Annotated in this window: 19 protein-coding genes; 6 read left to right on the top strand and 13 right to left on the bottom strand. The window is 47.2% G+C overall.

The features are described 5' to 3' along the window. Window positions 1-307: 307 nt before the first annotated feature. The 3 genes from clpB to phoB all read right to left on the bottom strand — a co-directional run bounded on the left by clpB (window position 308) and on the right by phoB (window position 5,083). Entirely contained in the window at window positions 308-2,884 is a 2,577-nt protein-coding gene (gene clpB / locus V7051_RS03575; protein ID WP_333873776.1) for an ATP-dependent chaperone ClpB, read from the bottom strand. 190 nt (window positions 2,885-3,074) lie between these two features. Continuing rightward, a complete protein-coding gene (gene phoR / locus V7051_RS03580) occupies window positions 3,075-4,355 on the bottom strand; it encodes a phosphate regulon sensor histidine kinase PhoR (RefSeq protein ID WP_333873775.1) in 1,281 nt (426 codons plus the stop codon). Window positions 4,356-4,360: 5 nt separating this feature from the next. Further along, entirely contained in the window at window positions 4,361-5,083 is a 723-nt protein-coding gene (phoB, locus tag V7051_RS03585; protein WP_333873774.1) for a phosphate regulon transcriptional regulator PhoB, read from the bottom strand. A gap of 240 nt (window positions 5,084-5,323) precedes the next feature. On the opposite strand from phoB, the gene V7051_RS03590 reads away from it, so the two are divergent. The 5 genes from V7051_RS03590 (at window position 5,324) to V7051_RS03610 (ending at window position 10,804) form a co-directional block, all read left to right on the top strand. Beyond that, entirely contained in the window at window positions 5,324-6,373 is a 1,050-nt protein-coding gene (locus V7051_RS03590) for a phosphate/phosphite/phosphonate ABC transporter substrate-binding protein (protein WP_333873773.1), read from the top strand. A gap of 9 nt (window positions 6,374-6,382) precedes the next feature. Then, a complete protein-coding gene (locus V7051_RS03595; protein WP_333873772.1) occupies window positions 6,383-9,415 on the top strand; it encodes an EAL domain-containing protein in 3,033 nt (1,010 codons plus the stop codon). 291 nt (window positions 9,416-9,706) lie between these two features. Further along, a complete protein-coding gene (locus V7051_RS03600) occupies window positions 9,707-9,937 on the top strand; it encodes a hypothetical protein (protein ID WP_333873771.1) in 231 nt (76 codons plus the stop codon). A gap of 157 nt (window positions 9,938-10,094) precedes the next feature. Then, window positions 10,095-10,499 (top strand): large-conductance mechanosensitive channel protein MscL, encoded by a 405-nt coding sequence (gene mscL / locus V7051_RS03605; RefSeq protein ID WP_333873770.1) that lies wholly within the window; start codon window positions 10,095-10,097, stop codon window positions 10,497-10,499. A gap of 56 nt (window positions 10,500-10,555) precedes the next feature. Continuing rightward, complete coding sequence (locus tag V7051_RS03610) at window positions 10,556-10,804, top strand: hypothetical protein (RefSeq protein WP_333873769.1); 249 nt, start codon at window positions 10,556-10,558, stop codon at window positions 10,802-10,804. A 196-nt stretch (window positions 10,805-11,000) separates the two neighbouring features. Here the strand turns inward: V7051_RS03610 and V7051_RS03615 are convergent, their stop codons facing one another. The 5 genes from V7051_RS03615 to V7051_RS03635 form a co-directional block, all read right to left on the bottom strand. Further along, entirely contained in the window at window positions 11,001-11,516 is a 516-nt protein-coding gene (locus tag V7051_RS03615) for a hydrogenase maturation protease (RefSeq protein WP_333873768.1), read from the bottom strand. Next, entirely contained in the window at window positions 11,509-13,008 is a 1,500-nt protein-coding gene (locus V7051_RS03620) for a Ni/Fe hydrogenase subunit alpha (protein WP_333873767.1), read from the bottom strand. The genes V7051_RS03615 and V7051_RS03620 overlap by 8 nt, the downstream gene beginning before the upstream one ends. Before the next feature lie 100 nt (window positions 13,009-13,108). After that, window positions 13,109-13,648 (bottom strand): NADP oxidoreductase, encoded by a 540-nt coding sequence (locus tag V7051_RS03625; RefSeq protein ID WP_333873766.1) that lies wholly within the window; start codon window positions 13,646-13,648, stop codon window positions 13,109-13,111. Further along, entirely contained in the window at window positions 13,638-14,357 is a 720-nt protein-coding gene (locus V7051_RS03630; protein WP_333873765.1) for a 2Fe-2S iron-sulfur cluster-binding protein, read from the bottom strand. Before V7051_RS03630 ends, V7051_RS03625 begins: the two co-directional genes overlap by 11 nt. After that, complete coding sequence (locus V7051_RS03635) at window positions 14,350-16,137, bottom strand: NAD(P)H-dependent oxidoreductase subunit E (RefSeq protein WP_333873764.1); 1,788 nt, start codon at window positions 16,135-16,137, stop codon at window positions 14,350-14,352. The genes V7051_RS03630 and V7051_RS03635 overlap by 8 nt, the downstream gene beginning before the upstream one ends. 261 nt (window positions 16,138-16,398) lie before the next feature. On the opposite strand from V7051_RS03635, the gene V7051_RS03640 reads away from it, so the two are divergent. Next, window positions 16,399-16,866: a DciA family protein gene (locus V7051_RS03640; RefSeq protein WP_333873763.1), complete on the top strand. Its 468-nt coding sequence runs from the start codon at window positions 16,399-16,401 to the stop codon at window positions 16,864-16,866. Window positions 16,867-16,900: 34 nt separating this feature from the next. Here V7051_RS03640 and lpxC read toward each other — a convergent pair whose 3' ends face one another. The 5 genes from lpxC to V7051_RS03665 form a co-directional block, all read right to left on the bottom strand. Next, complete coding sequence (gene lpxC, locus V7051_RS03645; protein ID WP_333873762.1) at window positions 16,901-17,824, bottom strand: UDP-3-O-acyl-N-acetylglucosamine deacetylase; 924 nt, start codon at window positions 17,822-17,824, stop codon at window positions 16,901-16,903. 97 nt (window positions 17,825-17,921) lie between these two features. Continuing rightward, the gene (ftsZ, locus tag V7051_RS03650) at window positions 17,922-19,091 is read right to left on the bottom strand and encodes a cell division protein FtsZ (protein WP_333873761.1); all 1,170 of its coding nucleotides are present in this window, start codon (window positions 19,089-19,091) and stop codon (window positions 17,922-17,924) included. Between the two features lie 32 nt (window positions 19,092-19,123). Beyond that, complete coding sequence (gene ftsA, locus V7051_RS03655; protein ID WP_333873760.1) at window positions 19,124-20,350, bottom strand: cell division protein FtsA; 1,227 nt, start codon at window positions 20,348-20,350, stop codon at window positions 19,124-19,126. A gap of 28 nt (window positions 20,351-20,378) precedes the next feature. After that, the gene (locus V7051_RS03660; protein ID WP_333873759.1) at window positions 20,379-21,110 is read right to left on the bottom strand and encodes a cell division protein FtsQ/DivIB; all 732 of its coding nucleotides are present in this window, start codon (window positions 21,108-21,110) and stop codon (window positions 20,379-20,381) included. A gap of 71 nt (window positions 21,111-21,181) precedes the next feature. Beyond that, entirely contained in the window at window positions 21,182-22,102 is a 921-nt protein-coding gene (locus V7051_RS03665) for a D-alanine--D-alanine ligase (protein ID WP_334181122.1), read from the bottom strand. Window positions 22,103-22,106 lie beyond the last annotated feature (4 nt).

The raw sequence follows: 22,106 nt of genomic DNA on the forward strand, positions 1-22,106 counted from the left end.
CCAATAGCTATATCACAAATTATCGCTTCGCTTCAATATGACTGACTACTAGTAATCATGCGGCTTCTTTCTCTTTCTCAGCAGAAAATACCTCATGCGGTGTTTTAAAATTGAGTGATTTTCGAGGTCGATGATTGAGCTGTCTCAATTCAAGCGGAGCGGGGTTTGCAACCCCGCTCCTAATGTTTTCGCAGTGTCTAAGCAAAGTGGGTACAGTTAATTAACGCAAAATGTTTCGAACGTGGCAAAATGTCCCATCCGACTTGGAAAAGTTGGGTTGCATTTTAGCGCAACCCAACACCGTGCCCTAACCTTTCAAAAACCGCAACGTCTCATGCTCAACATCGACTTTGATAGTATCCCCAGCGACAAAGTCGCCTGCCAGTATCTTCTGAGCCAGCGGGTTTTCAAGCTGTTGCTGAATAGCCCGTTTCATAGGTCTTGCGCCGTAGACCGGATCAAATCCCGCCTCACCTAACAAATCCAATGCCTGTTCTGAAATTTCAAAGCCGATTTCGCGATCCTGCAAACGTTTACGCAAATAATCGATTTGAATTTCGGAAATTTTGCGAATTTGTCCGCGACCCAACGAATGGAACACCACTGCCTCATCAATCCGATTGATGAATTCCGGGCGGAACTTGGTACTGACAATTTCCATGACCGACGTTTTCATCACCGAATACAACGCTTCGCCGGACAGAGATTGAATAATATCCGAGCCCAGATTAGAGGTCATCACGATAATGGTATTCCTGAAATCAACCGTCCGGCCCTGCCCGTCGGTCAAGCGGCCGTCATCCAGCACCTGTAACAAGATGTTGAACACATCGGGATGGGCTTTTTCGATTTCATCCAGCAAAATGACCGAATACGGTTTGCGTCTGACCAGTTCGGTCAGGTAACCGCCTTCTTCATAACCGACATAGCCCGGAGGCGCACCGATCAGACGCGCCACCGAATGCTTTTCCATAAACTCGGACATGTCGATGCGCACCATCGCATCGGGCGTGTCGAACATGAACTCCGCCAGCGCCTTGCACAGCTCGGTTTTACCGACGCCGGTCGGCCCCAAAAACAGGAACGAACCATTCGGACGATTCGGATCGGACAACCCGGCTCTGGATCGACGGATCGCATTACTGACCGCTTTCAATGCTTCTTCCTGGCCGACTACCCGCTTGCCGAGCTGCTCTTCCATCCGCAATAGCTTGTCGCGCTCGCCTTCCATCATTTTCGATACCGGAATGCCGGTCCATTTCGATACCACTTCGGCGATTTCTTCTTCGGTGACCTTATTGCGCAACAGGGTCATTTTCTGTGCTTCAGCCGGTACGTCTGAATGCAGCTGCTTTTCCAGCGCCGGAATAATGCCGTATTGCAACTCGGACATCTTCGCCAAATCACCGGCACGGCTGGCCGCTTCCAGTTCGGTTTTAGCCTGCTCCAGCTTTTCTTTGATCGATGCCGAACCTTGCAACGAAGCTTTTTCGGCTTTCCAGATTTCTTCCAGATCGGAATATTCTTTTTCCAGATCGGCGATTTCTTCTTCGAGTATTTCCAGGCGCTTTTTCGACGCCGCATCGGATTCTTTTTTCAGCGCGACCTGCTCGATTTTTAACTGAATCAGCCGCCGGTATAATTTGTCCATTTCCTCCGGCTTGGAATCGATTTCCATACGGATACGGCTGGCCGCTTCATCGATCAGGTCGATGGCTTTGTCCGGCAGCTGCCGGTCGGCAATGTAACGGTAGGACAGATTTGCTGCCGCGATGATGGCTGGGTCGGTAATATCTACGCCGTGGTGCACTTCGTATTTTTCTTTCAGGCCGCGCAAAATTGCCACGGTATCTTCAACGGAAGGTTCATCGACCAGCACTTTTTGAAAGCGGCGTTCCAAGGCTGCGTCTTTTTCGACATATTTGCGGTATTCATCCAGCGTGGTAGCGCCGACGCAATGCAGTTCGCCGCGCGCCAGAGCAGGTTTCAGCATATTGCCGGCATCCATTGCGCCTTCGGCCTTGCCCGCACCGACCATGGTGTGCAACTCATCGATAAACAAAATCACCTGCCCTTCCTGTTTGGCAAGATCGTTTAACACCGCTTTCAGACGCTCCTCGAATTCGCCGCGAAACTTGGCGCCTGCAATCAATGCCGCCATATCCAAAGCCAATACCCGCTTGCCTTTGATGCCTTCCGGCACTTCGCCATTGACGATGCGTTGCGCCAGACCTTCGACAATCGCGGTCTTGCCCACGCCCGGTTCACCGATTAACACCGGATTGTTTTTGGTGCGGCGCTGCAAAACCTGAATAGTGCGGCGGATTTCATCATCCCGTCCAATGACAGGATCAAGCTTGCCTTGTTCCGCGCGTTCGGTCAGGTCAATGGTGTATTTTTTAAGGGCCTGACGCTGCTCTTCAGCATTAGGATCATCGACCGGCTGGCCGCCGCGCATTGCATCGATGGCTTTTTCGACCGCCTGTTTAGAGACGCCGGCTTTTTTAAGCAAATCCTGAAGCAAGCCTTTTTCATCAAATGCCGCCAATAAAAACAGCTCACTGGAGATGAATTTGTCATTGCGCTTTTGCGCCAGTTTGTCGGTTAAATTCAGCAGTCGTGATAATTCATTGGAGATTTGCACATCGCCGCCGGAACCGCTGACCGTGGCCAATCGTTCCAGTTCCCTGACCAGCTCGGTGCGCAGCAACTGCGTGTTAATGCCCATCTGCGCCAACAACGGCCTGATGCTGCCGCCCTGCTGGTCCAGCAAGGCCAGCATCAGGTGGATAGGCTCGATGAATTGATGGTCTTTACCTAAAGCCATACTCTGTGCATCAGCCAATGCCGTTTGAAACATGCTGGTTAATTTGTCCATACGCATAATATTTGCCTCATCTTAGGAGTTTTATAAGTTACTGCTAACATGGGGGATAGTCCGACTGTTTTCAAGCGGACTGCTGAGTCTGGACGAATAACAGATCGCAAAAGCTATAGCTCAATCATGTAGAGCATGCTACGCAATGCTTTTAGAGCTTGGGAAGGTATCGTAGGGGCAGTTTTGTATGACCCGGTTAATTACAGATCCGCTTAAGAGGGAAATGGCAGCTGAAACAACTGCCCTTGCCCAACTCACTGTCTATGTTTAATTTGGCGTCATGCCGCATCAGCACATGTTTGACGATAGCCAAGCCCAGCCCAGTGCCGCCCACTTTCTTGATGCGCTTTACTTCAGACCGGTAAAATCGTTCGGTAACGCGGGGAATATCGCTTGCTGCAATCCCTTCGCCCAGATCCTCAACATCCAGCACGATGCTGTCATTGGAGCGATACCAGCGCACTTTTACGACGGTATTTTCCGGCGAATATTTAAGTGCATTGCCCAGCAGATTGGTGAAGGCACTACGCAATTCCTGCTCTTCACCAGTGATGTGTTTATCTGTTTCCAGGCTTAATTCAATTCGGGCGGGGATATTGCCGTTCAAAGTCTCCGCTTCTTTGCAAATCTGGATTAATAAAGCGGGGATATTAACGCACTCGGTTTTCTTCTGTCGGGTTTCCAGACGCGTCAGCAACAGCAAGTCATCGACCAAATGCTGCATTCGCTCGGTTTGCCCCTGCATTTGCTGGAATGAGGTGGTCAATAAGGGTGATTCTCGGTCGTCCATATCCTGCAAGGTTTCCAGGTAACCTTTTAATACTGTCAAAGGCGTCCTGAGTTCATGCGACACATTAGCTACAAAATCCTTGCGCATTCTTTCCATTCTTTTCAGCTCGGTAACGTCCTGAGCCAATAACAGGCGCAATCCTGCGCCGTAAGTGATAATCCGCACCGCCAGGGTTATCCGATGGTTTACCGGGGAAGGTAAGATGACGGCCTCGTTATAATTTCCGGATTTAAGATAGTGGATAAATTCAGGGAATCGAATAAGATTGGGAATGCGTTGGCCTTTATCCGACTGCTGCAAGCCAAAAACTTCCCTGGCCGCTTTATTCGCCCACTCAATCTCGTCATTGGCGCCTAAAACGATAGCTGCATCGGGTAACGCTTCGGTGGACTGGCGAAATTGGTCAACCATTTTACCCAGTTTCTTTTTGCGTTTTTTTTCGTTCTTTTTAATACGGTAGACATGGTAATAAATTTCTTCCCAGATACCGGTCGTCTTCGGATATTTGGCCCTGCCCCCTGCCCGTATCCATTTTTCAAATCGGCTAATCTGAAATAGCTGGCGCATTAAAATGCCCAGCGTCAGCAACAGCGTCAACGGCATAATAAGACCGGTCATTCCTCCTACTATCAACACGGCTAAAAACAGCAGCAATGCGGTAATGAGTTCTCTTTGCCAGATACCCATATTGATTATGACGATATGGACGCTGAAGGAATTGAAGAATCTATTACTGAAAACCGGTAGCCGAAACCGCGCACGGTTTGAACCAAATCTTCCCGTCCGTGTTCACCGAGAATTTTTCGTAATCTTCGTATATGCACGTCAACGGTGCGTTCTTCAATGTATACGCTACGCCCCCAGACCTGATCCAATAATTGAGTGCGATTGAATACTTTATCGGGATGGGTCATGAAAAACTGCATTAAACGGAATTCGGTCGGGCTCACTTCCAACTGTTTATCGCCGATGCTGAGCCGGTGCTGTTCGGTATCCAGTATCAGGTCACCCAAAGTGATTTGCGCCAGATCGTTTATTTTTCCGCTTCTGCGCAAAACGGCGCGGATACGGGCTACTAGCTCTTTGGGTGAAAAAGGTTTGGTCATATAATCGTCGGCACCGATTTCCAGTCCCCTGACTTTATCCTCTTCCTCGCCTCGCGCCGTCAGCAAAATAATAGGCAATTCCCGATACATCGGATCTTTCTTTAAGCGTCTGGCCCATTCGACACCACTGACTCCGGGCAACATCCAGTCCAGCAGGATCAAGTCAGGCAAGGCCTCATCCAGAGCTTTTTGCGCATCTTCCGCATCCGCAGCCGCAATCGACCTAAAACCGGCCTGCTCAAGTACCATCATCAACATTTCTCTGATGGCATCTTCATCTTCAACAACGAGAATATTTAAATTAGGCATAATTAAATTCGGATAAGAATAAACTGATTATTTTAACAAATTACATATTACCTTTTTATGACAAATAGTATTTGCTTATTGTCATGGTGAAGTTAAAGCCCGCCTCAGGGTTCAAAAGAATTCCAAAACTCATTTATTACGAGTATCATTTAATTCACTTCACCTCCGTAATAATGCTTGTTTTGCAGGTTAACGTAGCGTAATTGGATGACCGTTGCCGCAGAGCTTCGACCTTATATAATGATTGAAATTTTACGCCGATATAGTCTGATAACGTTGCTGTTGATCTTTAACTTTACTGTTTCTGCCGACACCATCCCTTTGAAACCTATAACGGATAAAGCCAAGGCCGCCCAAACATCGAAAGAAAGTTCCGATCACCAAGAAACCGTCATTATGAAATGGTGGAAACTATTGTTGGATTTGCCGTTGATTGCAGTCTTAAATAAGCAATCCGATGATATTTACGAACCCACTTTCAGTGAGCAAAGCAAATTTAAAGCGCCCAAATATATAATCGGTATCCATCCTCTGCATAATCCCAAACGGCTATTTGAAGTCTACGGCCCTATTGTCGATTATGTTAAGGTAAACCTGCCTGAAGCCGATTTTACCTTGGAGGCATCGCGTAATTATGAAGAGTTTGACCGGAAGCTCTACAGCGGACACTTCGATTTTGCGATGCCCAATCCTTATCAAACTATTAACTCGCTTAAACATGGCTATCGTGTGTTTGGCAAGATGGCCGATGACGATGATTTCCGCGGCATTATTCTGGTGCGTCGCGACAGCGGCATTAATACCATCGCAGATCTCAAGGGCAAAGCGGTATCCTACCCTGCCCCGACTGCCTTGGCTGCAACCATGATGACCCAATATTATCTGCATACCCACGGCATTGATATTAACCACGATATCGAGAACCGCTATGTCGGCTCGCAGGAATCCTCGATAATTAACGTATTGCGCGGACATGTCGCGGCCGGAGCAACCTGGCCGGTACCCTGGAAAACATTCAGCAATGAAAATCCCCTGTTAGCCGCCCAACTCGAAGTCAAATGGCAATCCGAGCCGTTGCAAAACAACGGTTGGGTAGTGCGCAAAGACGTGCCGATGGAAGTAGCAAATAAGTTTGCGACATTGCTGTTTAATCTTGACCGACATCAGCAAGGCTTGAAAATGCTGGCCCGTATTCCGGTTACTCGTTTTGAACCGGCTAATGATGACAGTTATGGGCCGGTACAAGCCTTTATTGCGACCTTTATCAAAACAGTACGACCTTTAGAGTAAATGGACATAATGGCAACTGATCACAATCGGAGCAAACCGCAACGGACTTTTTTTAACGGTTCCATTCGACATCAATTAGCATGGTCATTCGGCAGCGTTGCGCTGATTATGATGATAGGTCTTGCCGGCCTGCTATTCGAGCGACAACGCAGCTTTCTTTATAGCGCCGCCATGCAGCAAAGTAAAGCGCTGGCCACGTCGTTAGCCGGTAGCAGCACATCTTGGGTATTAGCCAACGATATTGCCGGTTTGAAAGAAGTATTGCAAGGCTTTGTCGGCTTACCCGATCTCGAACGGGCCTATATTTTATCTTTGCGCGGCGAAGTGCTGAGTTCCACACGATCTGAAGAAGCCGGGTTATTCGTAACCGACGCACAAAATCAAAAGCTGTTAAATTCCCCGCCAACAACACAAGTGTTGCTGGCCAATACTCATCAAATTGATGTTGCCGTGCCTGTCATGACCGGGCAACGGCATGTAGGATGGGCTCGGGTGGAGATGACCATGAACGGAGTCAACGCCAATCTTCGCTCGGTCGCAATCATGGGCATCAATTTTATAGTGTTTGCGGCGCTGGCAGTGGTAAGTGCGGCAATATTGCTGGCGCGAAGGCTTACGAAAAGATTACATCACCTGATGCGGGTAGCCGCTGAGGTCGAGGGTGGCCGTCTTGATGTACGGGTGCGTATTTCCGGCAAGGATGAGGTTGGCGTATTGGCGCATGGCTTTAATCAAATGCTGGATGCCCTGTCCAATTCCGAACGGCAGCGGGAGCGAATCAACCACCTGTATGCGGCATGGACGCAGAGCGCCGACATTATTGTGCGCGAGTCGGACGAGGTTAAGTTACTGGCCGAGGTATGCCGGATTATAGTCAGTCATGTTGCTTTTAAACTGGTCTGGGTAGGCATGACCGAACCGGACGGCTGGGTGCGCGAAGTCGCTACCAGCCATCCCGATTGTCCTCTTCTCAGGAATATCAAGGTCTCGATTGATAAGACATTGCCGGAGGGGCGCGGACCGATGGGGGCGGCCATCCGGGAAGGCGTACCGAAAATCTTCAACAACTTCCTCAATGACCCAAGTACTCGGCCTTGGCAACCCATGGCCGCTGCTGAAAACATTAAGGCCTCCGCGGCATTCCCACTGATGCGGGGTGGCCACTGTATCGGAGCGATTGCCGTCTACTCAGCAGAACAAGATTACTTTACCCCCGACCTGATTGACCTGATGCGCGGCCTAACGGACGATCTTTCCTATGCACTGGACAATTTCGACCGCGAAAAACTGCGGCTCAAGGCCGAGCATGAACTGCGCATCGCAGCGGCGGCATTTGAATCCCAGGAAGGCATACTGGTTACCGATGCCGATAGTATTATCCTGCGTGTCAACAAGTCGTTTACCGAATTGACCGGTTACAGTGCTGCTGAGATTATCGGCAAACCCGCAAACATACTCAAATCCGGCCGGCAGGATAGTGAATTTTATGCAGCGATGTGGCAAGGCATCAAGCGCGATAAATACTGGCAAGGCGAAATATGGAATAAAAGAAAAGATGGCGTTATCTATCCTGAATGGCTATGCATAACCGCTATCACCAATCCTGAAGGTGCGATTACCAACTATGTCGGCACTTTCACCGACATTAGCCAGCGCAAGGCTGATGAAGAGCGCATCATAGATCTGGCCTACTATGATTCGCTAACCAAGCTTCCCAATCGTACTTTACTATTCGACCGACTCAATCTGGCGCTCAACACCAGTAACCGTAACAAGACGCACGGCGCGTTAATGTTCCTTGATCTTGATAACTTCAAAACGCTTAACGATACTCTGGGACATGATCGGGGCGATCAATTGCTGGTCGAAGTGGGGCGACGGTTGCAAAACTGTGTACGGGAAGTTGATACCGTAGCCAGACTGGGCGGCGATGAATTTGTGGTTATGCTGGAGTTTCTTGATGAACAGGAGATTGAGGCGGCTATTCAAGCCCACACAGTTGCCGAAAAGATTCGCAGTAATCTGGCTGAATTTTACTTATTGAAAAGCAATATCGACAATAAACTGCAACCATTTGTCGAACATTATTCCACCGGCAGCATTGGTTTTGTACTGTTCCTGGGCCACGAAACCAGTAGCGAAGAGCTACTTAAACGCGCCGATCTGGCCATGTATCAAGCCAAACAGGCTGGACGCAATGTGATACGCGCTTTTGTTCCTGAAATGCAGGAAGCTTTAAATTTACGGGCATCTTTGGAATCAGACTTGCGCAATGCACTGGATCGCAACGAATTGAGCCTACATTATCAGATACAGGTCGATGTATCCGGGAGGCCGGTTGGCGCCGAGGCGCTGATTCGCTGGAATCAAGCCGAGCGCGGCCCGATTCCTCCAGCCGAATTTATTCCGCTCGCCGAAGAAACCGGCCTGATTCTGCCCATCGGCCATTGGATATTGAAACAAGGCTGCGAAACGTTGCTTGACTGGGCAAAATACCCTGAAACCTGCAAGCTGAAATTGGCGGTCAATATCAGTAGCCGACAACTTAGTCAGGCTGATTTTGTTGAACAAGTGTCGGCTATATTAGCAAAAACCGGCGCCAATCCTGCTTTGCTCAAATTGGAAATTACCGAATCCGTCATTCTGGATAATATAGAAGACACCATTACTAAAATGCATGCTGTCAAGAACCTGGGAGTCAATTTCTCAATGGATGATTTCGGTACCGGTTATTCATCATTATCTTATCTGCAAAGACTGCCTTTGGAGCAGTTAAAAATAGACCAATCATTCGTCAGGAATATGGCTTTTAACAACCATGACTCCGCCATCATCCGAACCATTCTGACACTGGGAAAAAATCTCGGCATTAATGTTATTGCCGAAGGAGTGGAAACAGAGGCTCAACATGAACTTTTAACAAATTACGGATGCCTAAGATTTCAGGGATATTTATTCGGCAGGCCGGTTCCTGCCGATATATTCAAACAGAGCCTGTTGATGGATCAGATAGAAGCATCATCATTGCATATCACTCTATAAATGGCGTGTAGCAGGTAAATCAGAGGCTGTTTAAGATATCGTCTCTAAGTACTTCAACTTATTGAAATAAAATTAAATAAATCTAGAATGGCTTGTGCTGTTTATTAATCCGCCGATAGCAAGTTTTTTATTTCTCCTGACTCCGGTATTACACACAATTGATTCCGTTCAACTCAACTACAAGAGGTATTTGCTATGAGACTATTATATAAATCAACTGCCGTTCTATTATTGTTATTACCCATGAGCATAATAAGTTACGCCGCTGAACCGCAAAAAACCGATGAGCCCATGAAAGAAATGGGCATGGGCGGTATGACCGAAGAACAAAAAAATGAACACCTGCGCACGATGCAGGAACACATGCTACAGATTCATGACTTGTCAAATCAGATTTTGTCAGAGAAAGATCAAGCCAAAAAAGAAGCGTTAAAAAATCAGCAATTGGAGCTAATGAAAGCGCATCATGCTCAAAAGATGCAACACCACCGCCAACAAAAGATGCAAGAACATAAAAAATAAATATATCAGGACGGCGATACTGGAAACCATAACTTTCAAGGCCGATCAATCTAAGGAACATTAACCCGGAACGGCCCATCCATCCGTCTCCAGACTTTCTGCCTAGGGACGCAGACGAGGCTTCGTGGAGTGCAGCCAAATAACACAGGATACCGGTATGGGTATATTACAAGAATTTAAAGAATTCGCCGTCAAGGGCAATGCTATTGATATGGCCGTCGGCATTATTATAGGCGCTGCTTTCGGAAAAATTATTTCATCCCTTGTTGCCGATGTATTCATGCCGCCGATTGGCGTATTAATTGGTGGCGTAGATTTTACCAAGTTGGCGTTTACCCTAAAAGAAGCATCCGGAAATACGCCTGCCGTGACACTTAATTACGGTAATTTTATTCAAACACTGGTTGATTTTACAATTATTGCCTTTGTTATTTTTATGGCGATAAAGCTCATCAATAGACTTAAGAAAAAAGAAGCGGCGGCTCCTACAGTCACGCCAAAGCCCTCCAAGGAAGAACAGTTATTGACCGAAATCAGGGATTTACTCAAGGAAAGAAAATAACGAGTGAATAAAAAAGGCTGTCTGTCGCTTGCCATTTTCAAAAGAGGACTAAAAATATGAAATATTTACTTGCAGCGTTACTTTTGTCTATATCGCCGGCCATTATGGCTGACCTCACGTACATGAATCAACAGATGGAAGAAATGAAAAATCTCCATCAACAGCAAATGCTACGCTGGCAACAACAGCAACAAGACGGAACGAGACAATATCTGCAACAACAGCAAGAACAAAAACAAAGTAATATTCGTCGGCATTCTCAGCGGCCGACTAAGTATCAAAGCTATATTAATCGTTTAGAGTGATTAATATCGAAGAATCAGGGATTCATTAATAATAAAGAAGCGCCTTTGAAGACGAGTGCGTCATTGATGCAATGTTTTATCGTACTTAAACACCAGTTGGCGAAAATGGTCATTTTCTTCGGACCAAACCCTAAAACTGCACTTGAGATTCCGGCTTAATCTGTCCGACAAGCCGGAATCTCAAGCTGAAAAATTATTATCTTTGCTGGATAGCAACTGGATGATCTATTACAGGCAGATTTGTTTGTTGCAGCCAAAAATCAAGATCGGGATTGCTTAATAAGCGCTCTGCAAATGAGCATGCTTCAACTAAATTAATTTCGGCGTTTGCACTCAAGCCATCGCCCAGTTCAAACGCGTCGGCCTTGATGCTCAGCAGGAAACTCGGCGGCGGCGTTTGGTTTTTTATCGACTGGTACACATCTAGAACCGCCGCAGGACTCATCGCATGAGTGGTATAGCTTTTGTCCCGGGCGGGTTCCAACACGGCAAAATCGAACGCATTGTCGCAAGCTACCGAGGCATCGACAAATAACACCAAGCGCCTGTTTTCCAGGTCCAGCGCATGTTCTATTTGTAATTGGAAGTCGGACAATATTTCAATTGAGTCCACGCAACAATGGCTTTCGACGTATTCCAGCAGTAACGGTCCCAGTGCGTCATCGCCACGACTGAGATTGCCGTAACCAAACAACAGAATCGGTTTAGGCATTATTTCGCTCAATTTGACCGTCGCTGTGTTTGACCAGCTTATCGATCAACTTGCCTTCAGCATCGACCAACTCAAGTTGCAGCGGCATTTTGCCTACTGCATGGGTCGCGCAGGACAAGCAGGGATCATAAGCGCGAATCGCCACTTCCAGGTTATTCAACAAGGGCTCGGTCAGTTCCCGGCCGGATAAGTATTCCGCCGCCACTTGCCGTACCGATTCATTCATCGCCATGTTGTTACTGGTGGTCGAGACGATTAAATTGGCTTTGGTGACGATATCGTTTTCATCGACTTGATAGTGATGAAACAACGTGCCGCGCGGCGCTTCAATTACGCCTATGCCTTCATAGCGTTTTTCGCCTTGTGCGACCAAATCATGACCCATGATGTCAGGATCATTCAGCAAACCCTTAATGCTTTCGGCGCAATGTAGGGTTTCAATCAAGCGCGCCCAGTGAAATGCCAAGGTGCTGTGCACCATCGCTTCATTGCTGTGCGCTTTAAACTCGACGCGGGCGGCTTCCGCCAAGGGTGTGTCAATATAGTCGCAGTTATTGACCCGCGCCAAAGGCCCGACCCGGTACCAGCCTTGCTGCTGCCCAAGAGACAGCAGATAAGGGAATTTCATGTAGGTCCATGAACGCACTTCTTCATGGATATAATCGTTATATTTGCAATAATCGATGTGATCCATGATGGTTTCGCCGTGCTCATTTTTAGCGCGGATACCGCCATGATAAAGCTCCAGCGCTCCGTCCGGCTTAGTCAAGCCCAGATAATTAGTGCGTATAGTGGCAAAATCATCGTAATAAGGCAGGTTGGAGCAATGCACTTTCTTGATCAGTGCGACCGATCCTGCAGCCCAATTTATCATCTGATCGATGTCTTCGAGCAAATAGTCGCGTTCGGCTTTGTTCAGCGATTTGTTCATGCCGCCGGGAATCGCGCCGGTACCGTGAATACGCTTGCCGGACACCATGCGAATGACTTCCTGCCCGTATTTACGCAGTTTTACACCTTGCACACCGATTTCAGGATACTCGGCCAATACCGCAACAATCGACCGCTTGCTGATATCGCTTTCGAAACCGAACAATAAATCCGGGCTGGATAAATGAAAAAAATGCAAAGCATGGGATTGCAGCACTTGGCCGAAATGCAGCAGACGTCTTAATTTGTCCGCTGAGACTGGCAAGTTCTCAGGATCGATACCGACCAGTTGATCTATGGCTTTGGCGGCGGCCAAATGATGACTGACCGGGCAGATACCGCATAAACGCTGCACTAAAACCGGCAATTCCCAATAGGGCCGACCCTGAATAAAGCGTTCAAAGCCTCGAAACTCAACGATATGCAACCTAGCTTGCTGGACTTTATTATCTTCATCCAGCAATAAAGTGACTTTGCCATGCCCTTCAACGCGCGAGACGGGATCAACGACAACGCGTTTTAAACTGTCCCGGTTTTCAGCTGTTTCTAAATGTTCGTACATGATTTTTCTCGTATTTGCAGGTCGGGTCAGCAACCCGACATTTTATCGATAGGGTTTGTCGGATTACGCTAATGTAATCCGACCTACGAAACTACGGAACTTAATCGTAATGAACCAACTCATAAGGCAATGAAGGTTCACGCCCTTCAATCAAATCAGTCAGGAATTTCCAGAATACATCCGCCGATGGGGGGCAGCCGGGTAAGAAATAATCTATTTTGACAACTTCATGAATCGGGTGCACTTGGTTCAACAGCAACGGTAATTCTATGTCGCTGGGAATCTGTGGATTTTCCACGCCGATTCCGTCCAAATAAGCCTCATTCAGGCATTCTTCGAGCGGGATATGATTGCGCAGGGCGGGCAGTCCGCCGTTAATCGCACAGGCGCCGACTGCAACCAGAATTTTGCAGTTGTTACGAAACTCCCGCAATACATGCACGTTCTCGGAATTGCATACACCGCCTTCAATCAGGCCTATATCACAATTGGTGCAATGTTCTATGTCGGTAATCGGCGAGCGGTCGAACTCAACAACTTCAACTAATTGCAACATCCGCTCGTCTATATCCAAAAACGACATATGGCAGCCGAAGCAGCCGGCCAGCGATGTTGTTGCTACTCTAATTTTATTCGCCATGTTTGACATGCTCCGTTTCCAGACTGACTTGATCAATCTCTTTATGATCGTAAATACGCTCGCCAATCGGCACCTGAAAACCGGTGCGTTTAATCAGAATGGCGCCTGTAGGACAAATATGTGCCGCCTGGTCCGTCGCTTCCAGATCGGTATCTTTTAACAGCCCGCTTTGAGCATTAACGATCAAATGCTTGTTGATGCCTCGTCCGCTGATTGCAAACACGTTTTTACCGTCTTTTTGCTGACTGGCACGAACGCATAATGTACAAAGAATACAGCGATTTTGGTCAATCATTACGTCTGGATGAGAGGCATCCACTTCCCGGTCCGGGTAAAACAGCGGAAAATGGTTGTCGAGCATATTCAAATGGTAGGCGACGGCTTGCAATTGGCAGTTACCGGTTTTTTCGCAGCCGGGGCATAAATGGTTGCCTTCGACAAACAGCATCTGGGTGATTTTCTTCCGGTCGCTGATCAGTTCTTCGGTTTCACTCAGCACGTCCTGGCCGTCCATTGCCGGAAAGGTACAGGCGGAACAGTTGCGCCCGTTTACTTTAACCGTACACAGCTTACAGCTGCCGTGCGGAGTAAACTCGGGCTGATGGCATAAATGCGGGATATAGATGCCTGCTGCCATCGCCGCATCCATAATAGTTTGTCCCTCTTCGAAAGGGATAATTTTGCCGTCAATGGTAATCGTCTTACTCATGTTCGCTCTCCGTCTGAGCCAAGTGCGCACCAGTATCATATCGATTCGCCATGCGCCGCGCTGTTTCCAGTGCGCCATCCAAATCAAATCCCGGCTCGAAACTGATTTCTTTTAACTGGCTTTCGTACAATCCAAGATAGCGTTCCAACGTTGTTAATATCGGGTTAGCAGCAGTTTGTCCGAGGCCGCAATGACTGTAATTCTTCACCAGCTGGCATAGTTCTTCAAGCGCGACAATATCGCCCGCCGAACCGTGGCCTTCGACAATTTTATCGATCTGTTTTTTCAGGAGCGAGGTGCCGACCCGACATGGCGTACAAAATCCGCAGCTTTCATGAGCGAAAAAATGGGTGAAGTTAAGAACTGCGTCGAGAATATTGCGGCTGGAGTTAAAAATAATGAATGACCCACCGGTAGCCAAATCCTCAAAAGCCAGCTTGCGCTCAAACTCCTGGTTGGAAATAAAGGTTCCCGACGGACCTCCGACCTGAACACCCAACACATCGGCTGCTCCGCAATCATTTAAGATGGTTTGGACAGTTATGCCGAAAGGATATTCATAGATACCGGGACTCGCGCAATCGCCGCTGATGCTGAGTATTTTTGTACCCTTTGATTTTTCGGTGCCGATATTTGCGAACCAGTCGCCGCCATTGACCGCAATGGCGGCGGCGGCCAAAAACGTTTCCACATTATTGACTACAGTCGGTTTACCCAAATAGCCTTGGGTCACAGGATAAGGCGGGCGATTGCGCGGAATACCGGCTTTGCCTTCCATCGACTCGATCAGCGCGGATTCTTCACCGCAGATATAAGCGCCCGCACCCAGGCAGATTTCAATATCGAAATCCAAGCCTGCGCCAAGAATATTGTTGCCCAACAGACCGTTCTGACGACGCTGATCCAGAATACTTTGCAGCTTGTCGTGAAGGTGCAAATATTCGCCGCGCAAATACAAAAAGCCCTGTTTGGCGCCGATAATCGCAGAGCATACCGTCATGCCTTCAAATACCTGATCCGCATAGGAGTTTAGCAGCACTCTGTCCTTAAACGTGCCGGGCTCGCCTTCATCGGCATTGCAAACTACGTAACGCTCAGTCTGCTGCTCTTCCGAACAGAATTGCCATTTAATTGCCGTTTTAAATCCGGCGCCGCCTCGGCCCCGCAAACCTGAGCAATCAATTTCTTTCAGCGTTTCCTTGATGCCTCGTTTAAATGCCGATCTAAGCGCCGCGCCTTGCTCAATCTGTTGATTCAGCAATAAGCCGGATTTATAAATATTGTCATCTACCTGAAATAACTCGACAGGCCATTCGTCCAATGGCTTTTGTTGATTAACTAACTCTACGATTTTATCAATCGCGGAATGATCCAAGCGGGTTAATGCATAGCCGTTAACTAAACCAGCCGGTCCCTGATCGCACATACCGGTACATGAAGTATTATCCAGACTGACCACACCATCTTCTCTGGTCTCGCCAACTGCGACACCTAATTTATTGACCATATAGTCGATCAGGCTTTTCTTGCCCAACATATGATCAGTTATCGAATCGCTGATCAACAGTTCATATTGTCCTCTGGGGATCAGATGAAAAAAACTGTAGAATTCAACAACACCGATGATTTGCGTCCTGGGAATGTTTAGCAAGCCGGACAGCTGTTCTATCGCTGCTCCCGGTATATAATGATAACGGGATTGGACCTGCCTTAGAATCTGCAACAAATGCGTTGCCTGATAATGGCTGTTTTCTGCTATACCCTGAATAAATTGTTTCACTTTATCTCCCTGGCCTTATCTTTGTGGATGTTTGTGGATACGATACTAGCGAATTATTACATTGACCTGCATGAATACAGGTAATCGGCGTAAGCACGACTGCCATGGATGCAGGAGGTAGAGCCATGCAGGAGCAATTGCCGAGGAGCGGAAGCTTTAGAGCTGCTTATTCCCTTACATAAACTAACTATATCCCACTATCTTGAATAATCCAATAATCTGGCAAAAAGAGTTCCTGCACAGGTTGACTATTAAATAGGCATGACAAAAAAACCACCTTCATTTAAAGCGGCACTGTCGTTTCCAAACCGCACAATCGCATACTTTTACAACCGGATTGAGCAGCAAAAACAGGTTCTGCAACGTATTCATGCTGTATTACCGGCGACGATAGCCGAACATGCACTGCATTGTGTTATTAATGGCAAGAAACTGCTGGTTTATACCGATACGGCTGCATGGGCATCGCAACTACGCTTTTATAACAGCGCAATTCTCGCAGCTATCGCTCCGGTAACCAAGGAGTCGGTCTCGATTATGCAGATTAAAGTCAGGGTAGAGACATTGCAGGCAATATCTCCCGGCAGGAAACCGAACATTCCTTCGGCAGAAAAAATAGAGTTCATCCATAACCACAGTCTCACTGTTTCGGATGAGCAATTGAAGTTGGCGCTGCTGAGATTAAGTACAACGTTGGCAAAACTGTCGAAGCATCAAGCCCCAATCTGATAAACCAGACAGGAGCTTGGCACTCGCAGCAGACTTATGCAGCAGGCCTGGGTGATTCGGCAGAACGCATAAAAGAAATCGGGGCGGTTTCTTCATCGTTAAAAGTAACCATCTCCCAAGCATCTTTATCATTTAATAAAGCGCGAAGTAATTTATTGTTCAATCCATGACCCGATTTATAACCGGTAAATTCGCCGATCAAGCTATGCCCCAAAAGATATAAATCACCTATCGCGTCAAGAATCTTATGCTTAACAAATTCATCCGCATAGCGCAAACCGTCTTCGTTAATGACTTTATCGTCATCAACCACAATCGCATTATCAAGGCTTCCACCTAAAGCCAGGTTATTTTGCCGCAACATTTCAATGTCTTTCATGAAGCCAAAAGTTCTGGCTCGACTCACTTCCTTGACAAAGGTAGTTGATGAAAAATCCATTGTCGCGGTTTTTACATGCTCTTCAAAAGCCGGGTGTTCAAAATCAATCGTAAAAGTAACCTTGAATCCTTCAAACGGCTCAAAAGCAGCCCATTTATCGCCATCTTCAACTCTGATGCTACGCTTTATGCGAATATACTGTTTCGGACTGTCCTGTTCTTCAACTCCGGCAGACTGGAGCAAAAATACAAAAGGCCCCGCACTACCATCCATAATCGGAACCTCTGCGGCACTGACATCGATAATCGCATTGTCTATACCTAATCCGGCAAAAGCCGAAAGCAAATGTTCTATGGTTGATATTTTCACATCCCCCGCAACCAGAGTTGTCGAAAGTATGGTTTCGCCAACATTTTCCGGTGTTGCTGCAATAGTCACCGGAATATCCAAATCGACTCTGCGGAATCTGATCCCTGTATTCGCTTCAGCCGGGCGTAAAGTCAAATAGACTTTATCACCCGTATGTAGTCCTACACCTGTTGCCCTGATTGTGTTTTTTAAAGTTCGCTGTTTAATCATAAAATCAATAACGCTAAGTAAAGAGGGCAAAAAGCGCAAATATTATCACAATCAGCCTCCGAAATGGAGACTGATTCTATATTGTTAACCGCACTCATTAATCAGCTTGACGTCTTAAAAAAGCTGGAATATCCAGATAATTTAAGTCTATGTCCTTTTTAGGCTGAGCTCCAAAACGGGTTTCTCTACCTTCAGTTTTGTTTTGACGCATGACCGTAGGCTTGTCCAGGCCTTCGTAATTGACTTCACCGGCCACATTTTGATTAACGTACCCGGCTGTTGCTTTAGGCGCCAGTTTAACCACTCGTGATGGCAATCCCATTCCTGTAGCAACAACAGTTACTTTAATTTCATCGCCTAACTCGGGATTAATAGACATGCCGATTTTTATAACAGCATCCTCCGAAGCAAATTCGTGAACAATATTACCTACCTCATCGAACTCTGCAATACCCATATCAGAAGCGGAAATATTCACTAAAATGCCGCGCGCACCTTGTAAGTTAATATCCTCCAGCAATGGACAGGCAATCGCTTTTTCAGCCGCTTCGCGGGCCCGATATTCTCCTTTTGCCGCGCCGGTACCCATAATTGCAGCGCCCATGCCGGACATTACCGTCCTGACATCGGCAAAATCGACGTTAATCATGCCGGGATGAACGATAAGTTCGGTAATTCCCTGCACGGCATCCAATAACACATCGTTAGCCGCTTTAAACGCATTAACCAAAGAAACGTCGTTACCCAGTACCGGTAATAATTTTTGATTCGGAATGATGATCAATGAATCAACAAACCTTTCAAGCTCCGCTATACCTAGCTCCGCAGTTGCCAATTTCTTTTTGCCTTCAAACGAAAACGGCTTGGTCACCACGGCAACAGTCAAAATCCCCATGCTTCTGGCAATTTCGGCAATAACAGGAATCGCACCGGTACCGGTACCACCGCCCATGCCTGCTGTCAGGAAAACCATATCCGCACCTTGTAAAACCTCCCTGATGCGCTCTTTGTTTTCGTCTGCGGCCATTCTCCCAACTTCAGGATTGGTGCCTGCGCCCAGACCCTTGGTTAATTCAACGCCTAACTGGATAATCGTATCAATATTCAACTTTCTTAATGCCTGCGCATCGGTATTTGCACAGATAAACTCAACGCCCTCCACAAGACTCCCAACCATGTGGCTAACTGCATTGCCACCGCCCCCGCCGACACCAATAACTTTGATGACCGCATGTTCGTTACTCATATCCATCAACTCATATTTCATTGCCGCTGCCCCTTAAATTATTTACGAAACTATTAAAAATTACCTTGAAACCAATGCTTCATTCTCGAGAACACGCTTGGGCCGTCAGAATCAATACTTCTGCCAACACCCTGATGTTCTTTGCCATACATTAATAATCCGACCCCTGTAGAGTGAATCGGATTTTTTACCACCTCGGTTAACCCTGTCACATTTTGCGGACCACCCATACGCACCGGCATATGGAAAATTTCTTCCGCCAAATCTATTAATCCCATTACTTTTGAACTTCCGCCCGTTAATACTATTCCGGCGGCAATTAACTCTTCATACCCGCTTCGTCTTAATTCCGACTGAACCAACAACATTAATTCTTCATAACGAGGCTCAATAATCTCCGCCAGATTTTGCGTTGAAATTTTGCGAGGCGCTCTATCTCCAATACTCGGCACTTCGATAACTTCGTCGACATTTGCCAACTGCGTTAAGGCACAGGCATATTTTCGTTTGATATCCTCGGCGTTGAATGTCGGAGTACGCAGAGCGACAGCAATATCATTAGTCACCTGATCACCCGCTATCGGGATCACCGCTGTATGTTTTATCGCGCCTTCGACAAAAATCGCGATATCCGTAGTGCCGCCGCCGATATCAATCAGGCAAACGCCCAATTCTTTTTCGTCATCCGTCAGTACCGAATTGCAGGACGCCAACTGCTCCAGCACGATATCATCAACTTCCAACCCACAACGCCGAATGCATTTAACGATATTTTGCGAAGCACTGACGCTGCCGGTAACCATATGAACCTTGGCCTCCAAACGAATGCCCGACATCCCGATAGGTTCCTTAATACCTTCCTGAAGATCGATCACAAACTCCTGAGGTAAAATATGTAAAATTTTCTGATCCGCAGGAATTGCCACAGCACGAGCGGAATCTATAACCCTGTCTATATCGTACTGGGTCACTTCTTTGTCCTTAATGGCCACGATACCGTGAGAATTAAGGCTTCTGATATGGCTGCCCGCAATACCTGCATAAACGGACCTGATCTGGCATCCCGCCATTAATTCAGCTTCTTCAATAGCGCGCTGGATGGATTGCACGGTTGACTCCAGATTGACCACAACTCCTTTCTTCAAACCGCGCGACGGTGTCGATCCGATGCCTATGATTTCTATATTGCCATCACTGGTAATTTCACCAACAATAGCAGCAACCTTTGACGTACCGATGTCCAGCCCTACTATTAAATTACGCTCTGATTTTTTCGCCATTTTGTTTACTCTGTATCACTTTATAAGATTAGCCATCTATTTCATGTTGCGGATTGGCAATTTTCTTCCAGTCAATTTCTTCAGTACCGGGTTTCCATGAAACCGCATATCCATTGGGATATCTCAAATCAACTATTGCTATTTTCTCAACCTGCTCTTGTCCCAGTACATCCAGCGTTTTCAAAAACCGTTGTAATTTCTTTAACTGTTCATTTCGGCCCAACAATATTTCCAAGCCCGTTGTTAATTTGATCTTCCATGCCCACCGATCATTAATCGTAAACTCAGCCATTTTCATGGACTGATCAGCTAACGCCGTGTTAACGCCCTTCATTATTTCCAGCGTCTTCAACTGTTGAAGCTCAGGACCTTGCAATATGGGCAAGGACTTAAATTGATCTATATTCTTCGGTGTAATGATCTCCCCACGTGCGCTGACCAGGCTTTGTTGCCCCCACCGTACATAGGGCTTTTTTTCACGTATCTTTATGTCAATCGCATCGGGCCAGACTCGCTTAACCGTCACGGTATCCACCCAAGTCAATCCCGAAACAGCCTGATGAATGGCCTGCATATCGGCATCGAAAAAACTGACCATCACCAAAGGCTGTAAAGCCGTCTTTATCTCCTCCTTACTGAGATACTGAAAAACACCTTCGGTTCTTACATATTTAATCGGAATACGCTTAATGCCGTAACCCGCAATCCAGACCAGACCCATCAATAATAAGAGGGGCAATGTGATTTTTACAACGGCCATCACAAATCTTCCTGGAACTGATTTACACCTGCTGGTAAGGGAGCATGGCAGGAATAGCTATGCATGACTCATTACCCGCAGCTGGTTTCCAAAATACGCCAAACCAATTCATCAAAATCCATGCCCGCCTGCTTCGCAGCCATCGGCACCAAACTATGGTCGGTCATGCCGGGAACGGTATTAACCTCAATCAACTGATACTGGCCCAAATCATCGATAAATACATCCACCCTGCCCCAGCCTGTAACCCCAACGACCTTGCAGGCCGTGACAGCCAAGTCTCTTATATACTGCTCCTGGTCCTCGCTCAGACCGCAAGGGCAATGATATTGCGTCGTCGTTGCCTGATATTTTGCTTCGTAGTCATAAAATATATTGGGAGTTTCCAGTCGGATAACCGGCAACGCCTTGCCATCCAATACCGCTACGGTATATTCCTTACCGCTAACCCAAGCTTCGGCATAGACGTCGCAACGAAATTCCGCTGCAACCTTCAAGGCCGTTAATAGTTCATCCCGATTGCCTGCCTTGCTCATGCCTATGCTGGAACCTTCCTGCGCCGGCTTGACGATAACCGGGAAACCCAGCTTTTCAATACAGGCATCAAGATCGGATTCGTCTTTCAATAAATGCCATTTGGGCGTAACCAAGCCGTAACCCTGCCAGCATAGTTTGGTTCTGAGCTTATCCATACTCAATGCCGACGCCATTACACCGCTGCCGGTATACGGAATCTCCAGCACCTCCAGAACGCCTTGCAATACCCCGTCTTCGCCGCCGCGTCCGTGGATAATATTAAATACCCGGTCTATCTTGAGACCGGCCAATGCTTCAATCGGGCTACCTGTTACGTCAATCGCAATCGCATCCACGCCTTTATTTTTTAAGGCTTCATAAACCGCCGCCCCGCTTCTCAACGAGACTTCCCTTTCCGCAGCCGAACCGCCCATCATGACTGCAACACGGCCGAATTGCTCAGGCTTGTTTAACATCAAT

It is taken from the genome of Methylobacter sp. (assembly GCF_036845245.1).
In the GTDB taxonomy this organism is placed as follows: Bacteria; Pseudomonadota; Gammaproteobacteria; order Methylococcales; family Methylomonadaceae; genus Methylobacter_A.

Coding starts and splice junctions, on each gene's coding strand:
- V7051_RS03610 (WP_333873769.1), top strand. CDS start 10,556: ATGAAATATTTACTTGCAGCGTTACTTTTGTCTATATCGCCGGCCATT.
- ftsZ (WP_333873761.1), bottom strand. CDS start 19,091: ATGAAATATGAGTTGATGGATATGAGTAACGAACATGCGGTCATCAAA.
- ftsA (WP_333873760.1), bottom strand. CDS start 20,350: ATGGCGAAAAAATCAGAGCGTAATTTAATAGTAGGGCTGGACATCGGT.
- V7051_RS03630 (WP_333873765.1), bottom strand. CDS start 14,357: ATGAGTAAGACGATTACCATTGACGGCAAAATTATCCCTTTCGAAGAG.
- V7051_RS03600 (WP_333873771.1), top strand. CDS start 9,707: ATGAAAGAAATGGGCATGGGCGGTATGACCGAAGAACAAAAAAATGAA.
- phoR (WP_333873775.1), bottom strand. CDS start 4,355: ATGGGTATCTGGCAAAGAGAACTCATTACCGCATTGCTGCTGTTTTTA.
- mscL (WP_333873770.1), top strand. CDS start 10,095: ATGGGTATATTACAAGAATTTAAAGAATTCGCCGTCAAGGGCAATGCT.
- V7051_RS03595 (WP_333873772.1), top strand. CDS start 6,383: ATGGCAACTGATCACAATCGGAGCAAACCGCAACGGACTTTTTTTAAC.
- V7051_RS03665 (WP_334181122.1), bottom strand. CDS start 22,102: ATGTTAAACAAGCCTGAGCAATTCGGCCGTGTTGCAGTCATGATGGGC.
- phoB (WP_333873774.1), bottom strand. CDS start 5,083: ATGCCTAATTTAAATATTCTCGTTGTTGAAGATGAAGATGCCATCAGA.
- lpxC (WP_333873762.1), bottom strand. CDS start 17,824: ATGATTAAACAGCGAACTTTAAAAAACACAATCAGGGCAACAGGTGTA.
- V7051_RS03640 (WP_333873763.1), top strand. CDS start 16,399: ATGACAAAAAAACCACCTTCATTTAAAGCGGCACTGTCGTTTCCAAAC.
- V7051_RS03660 (WP_333873759.1), bottom strand. CDS start 21,110: ATGGCCGTTGTAAAAATCACATTGCCCCTCTTATTATTGATGGGTCTG.
- clpB (WP_333873776.1), bottom strand. CDS start 2,884: ATGCGTATGGACAAATTAACCAGCATGTTTCAAACGGCATTGGCTGAT.
- V7051_RS03590 (WP_333873773.1), top strand. CDS start 5,324: ATGATTGAAATTTTACGCCGATATAGTCTGATAACGTTGCTGTTGATC.
- V7051_RS03615 (WP_333873768.1), bottom strand. CDS start 11,516: ATGCCTAAACCGATTCTGTTGTTTGGTTACGGCAATCTCAGTCGTGGC.
- V7051_RS03620 (WP_333873767.1), bottom strand. CDS start 13,008: ATGTACGAACATTTAGAAACAGCTGAAAACCGGGACAGTTTAAAACGC.
- V7051_RS03625 (WP_333873766.1), bottom strand. CDS start 13,648: ATGGCGAATAAAATTAGAGTAGCAACAACATCGCTGGCCGGCTGCTTC.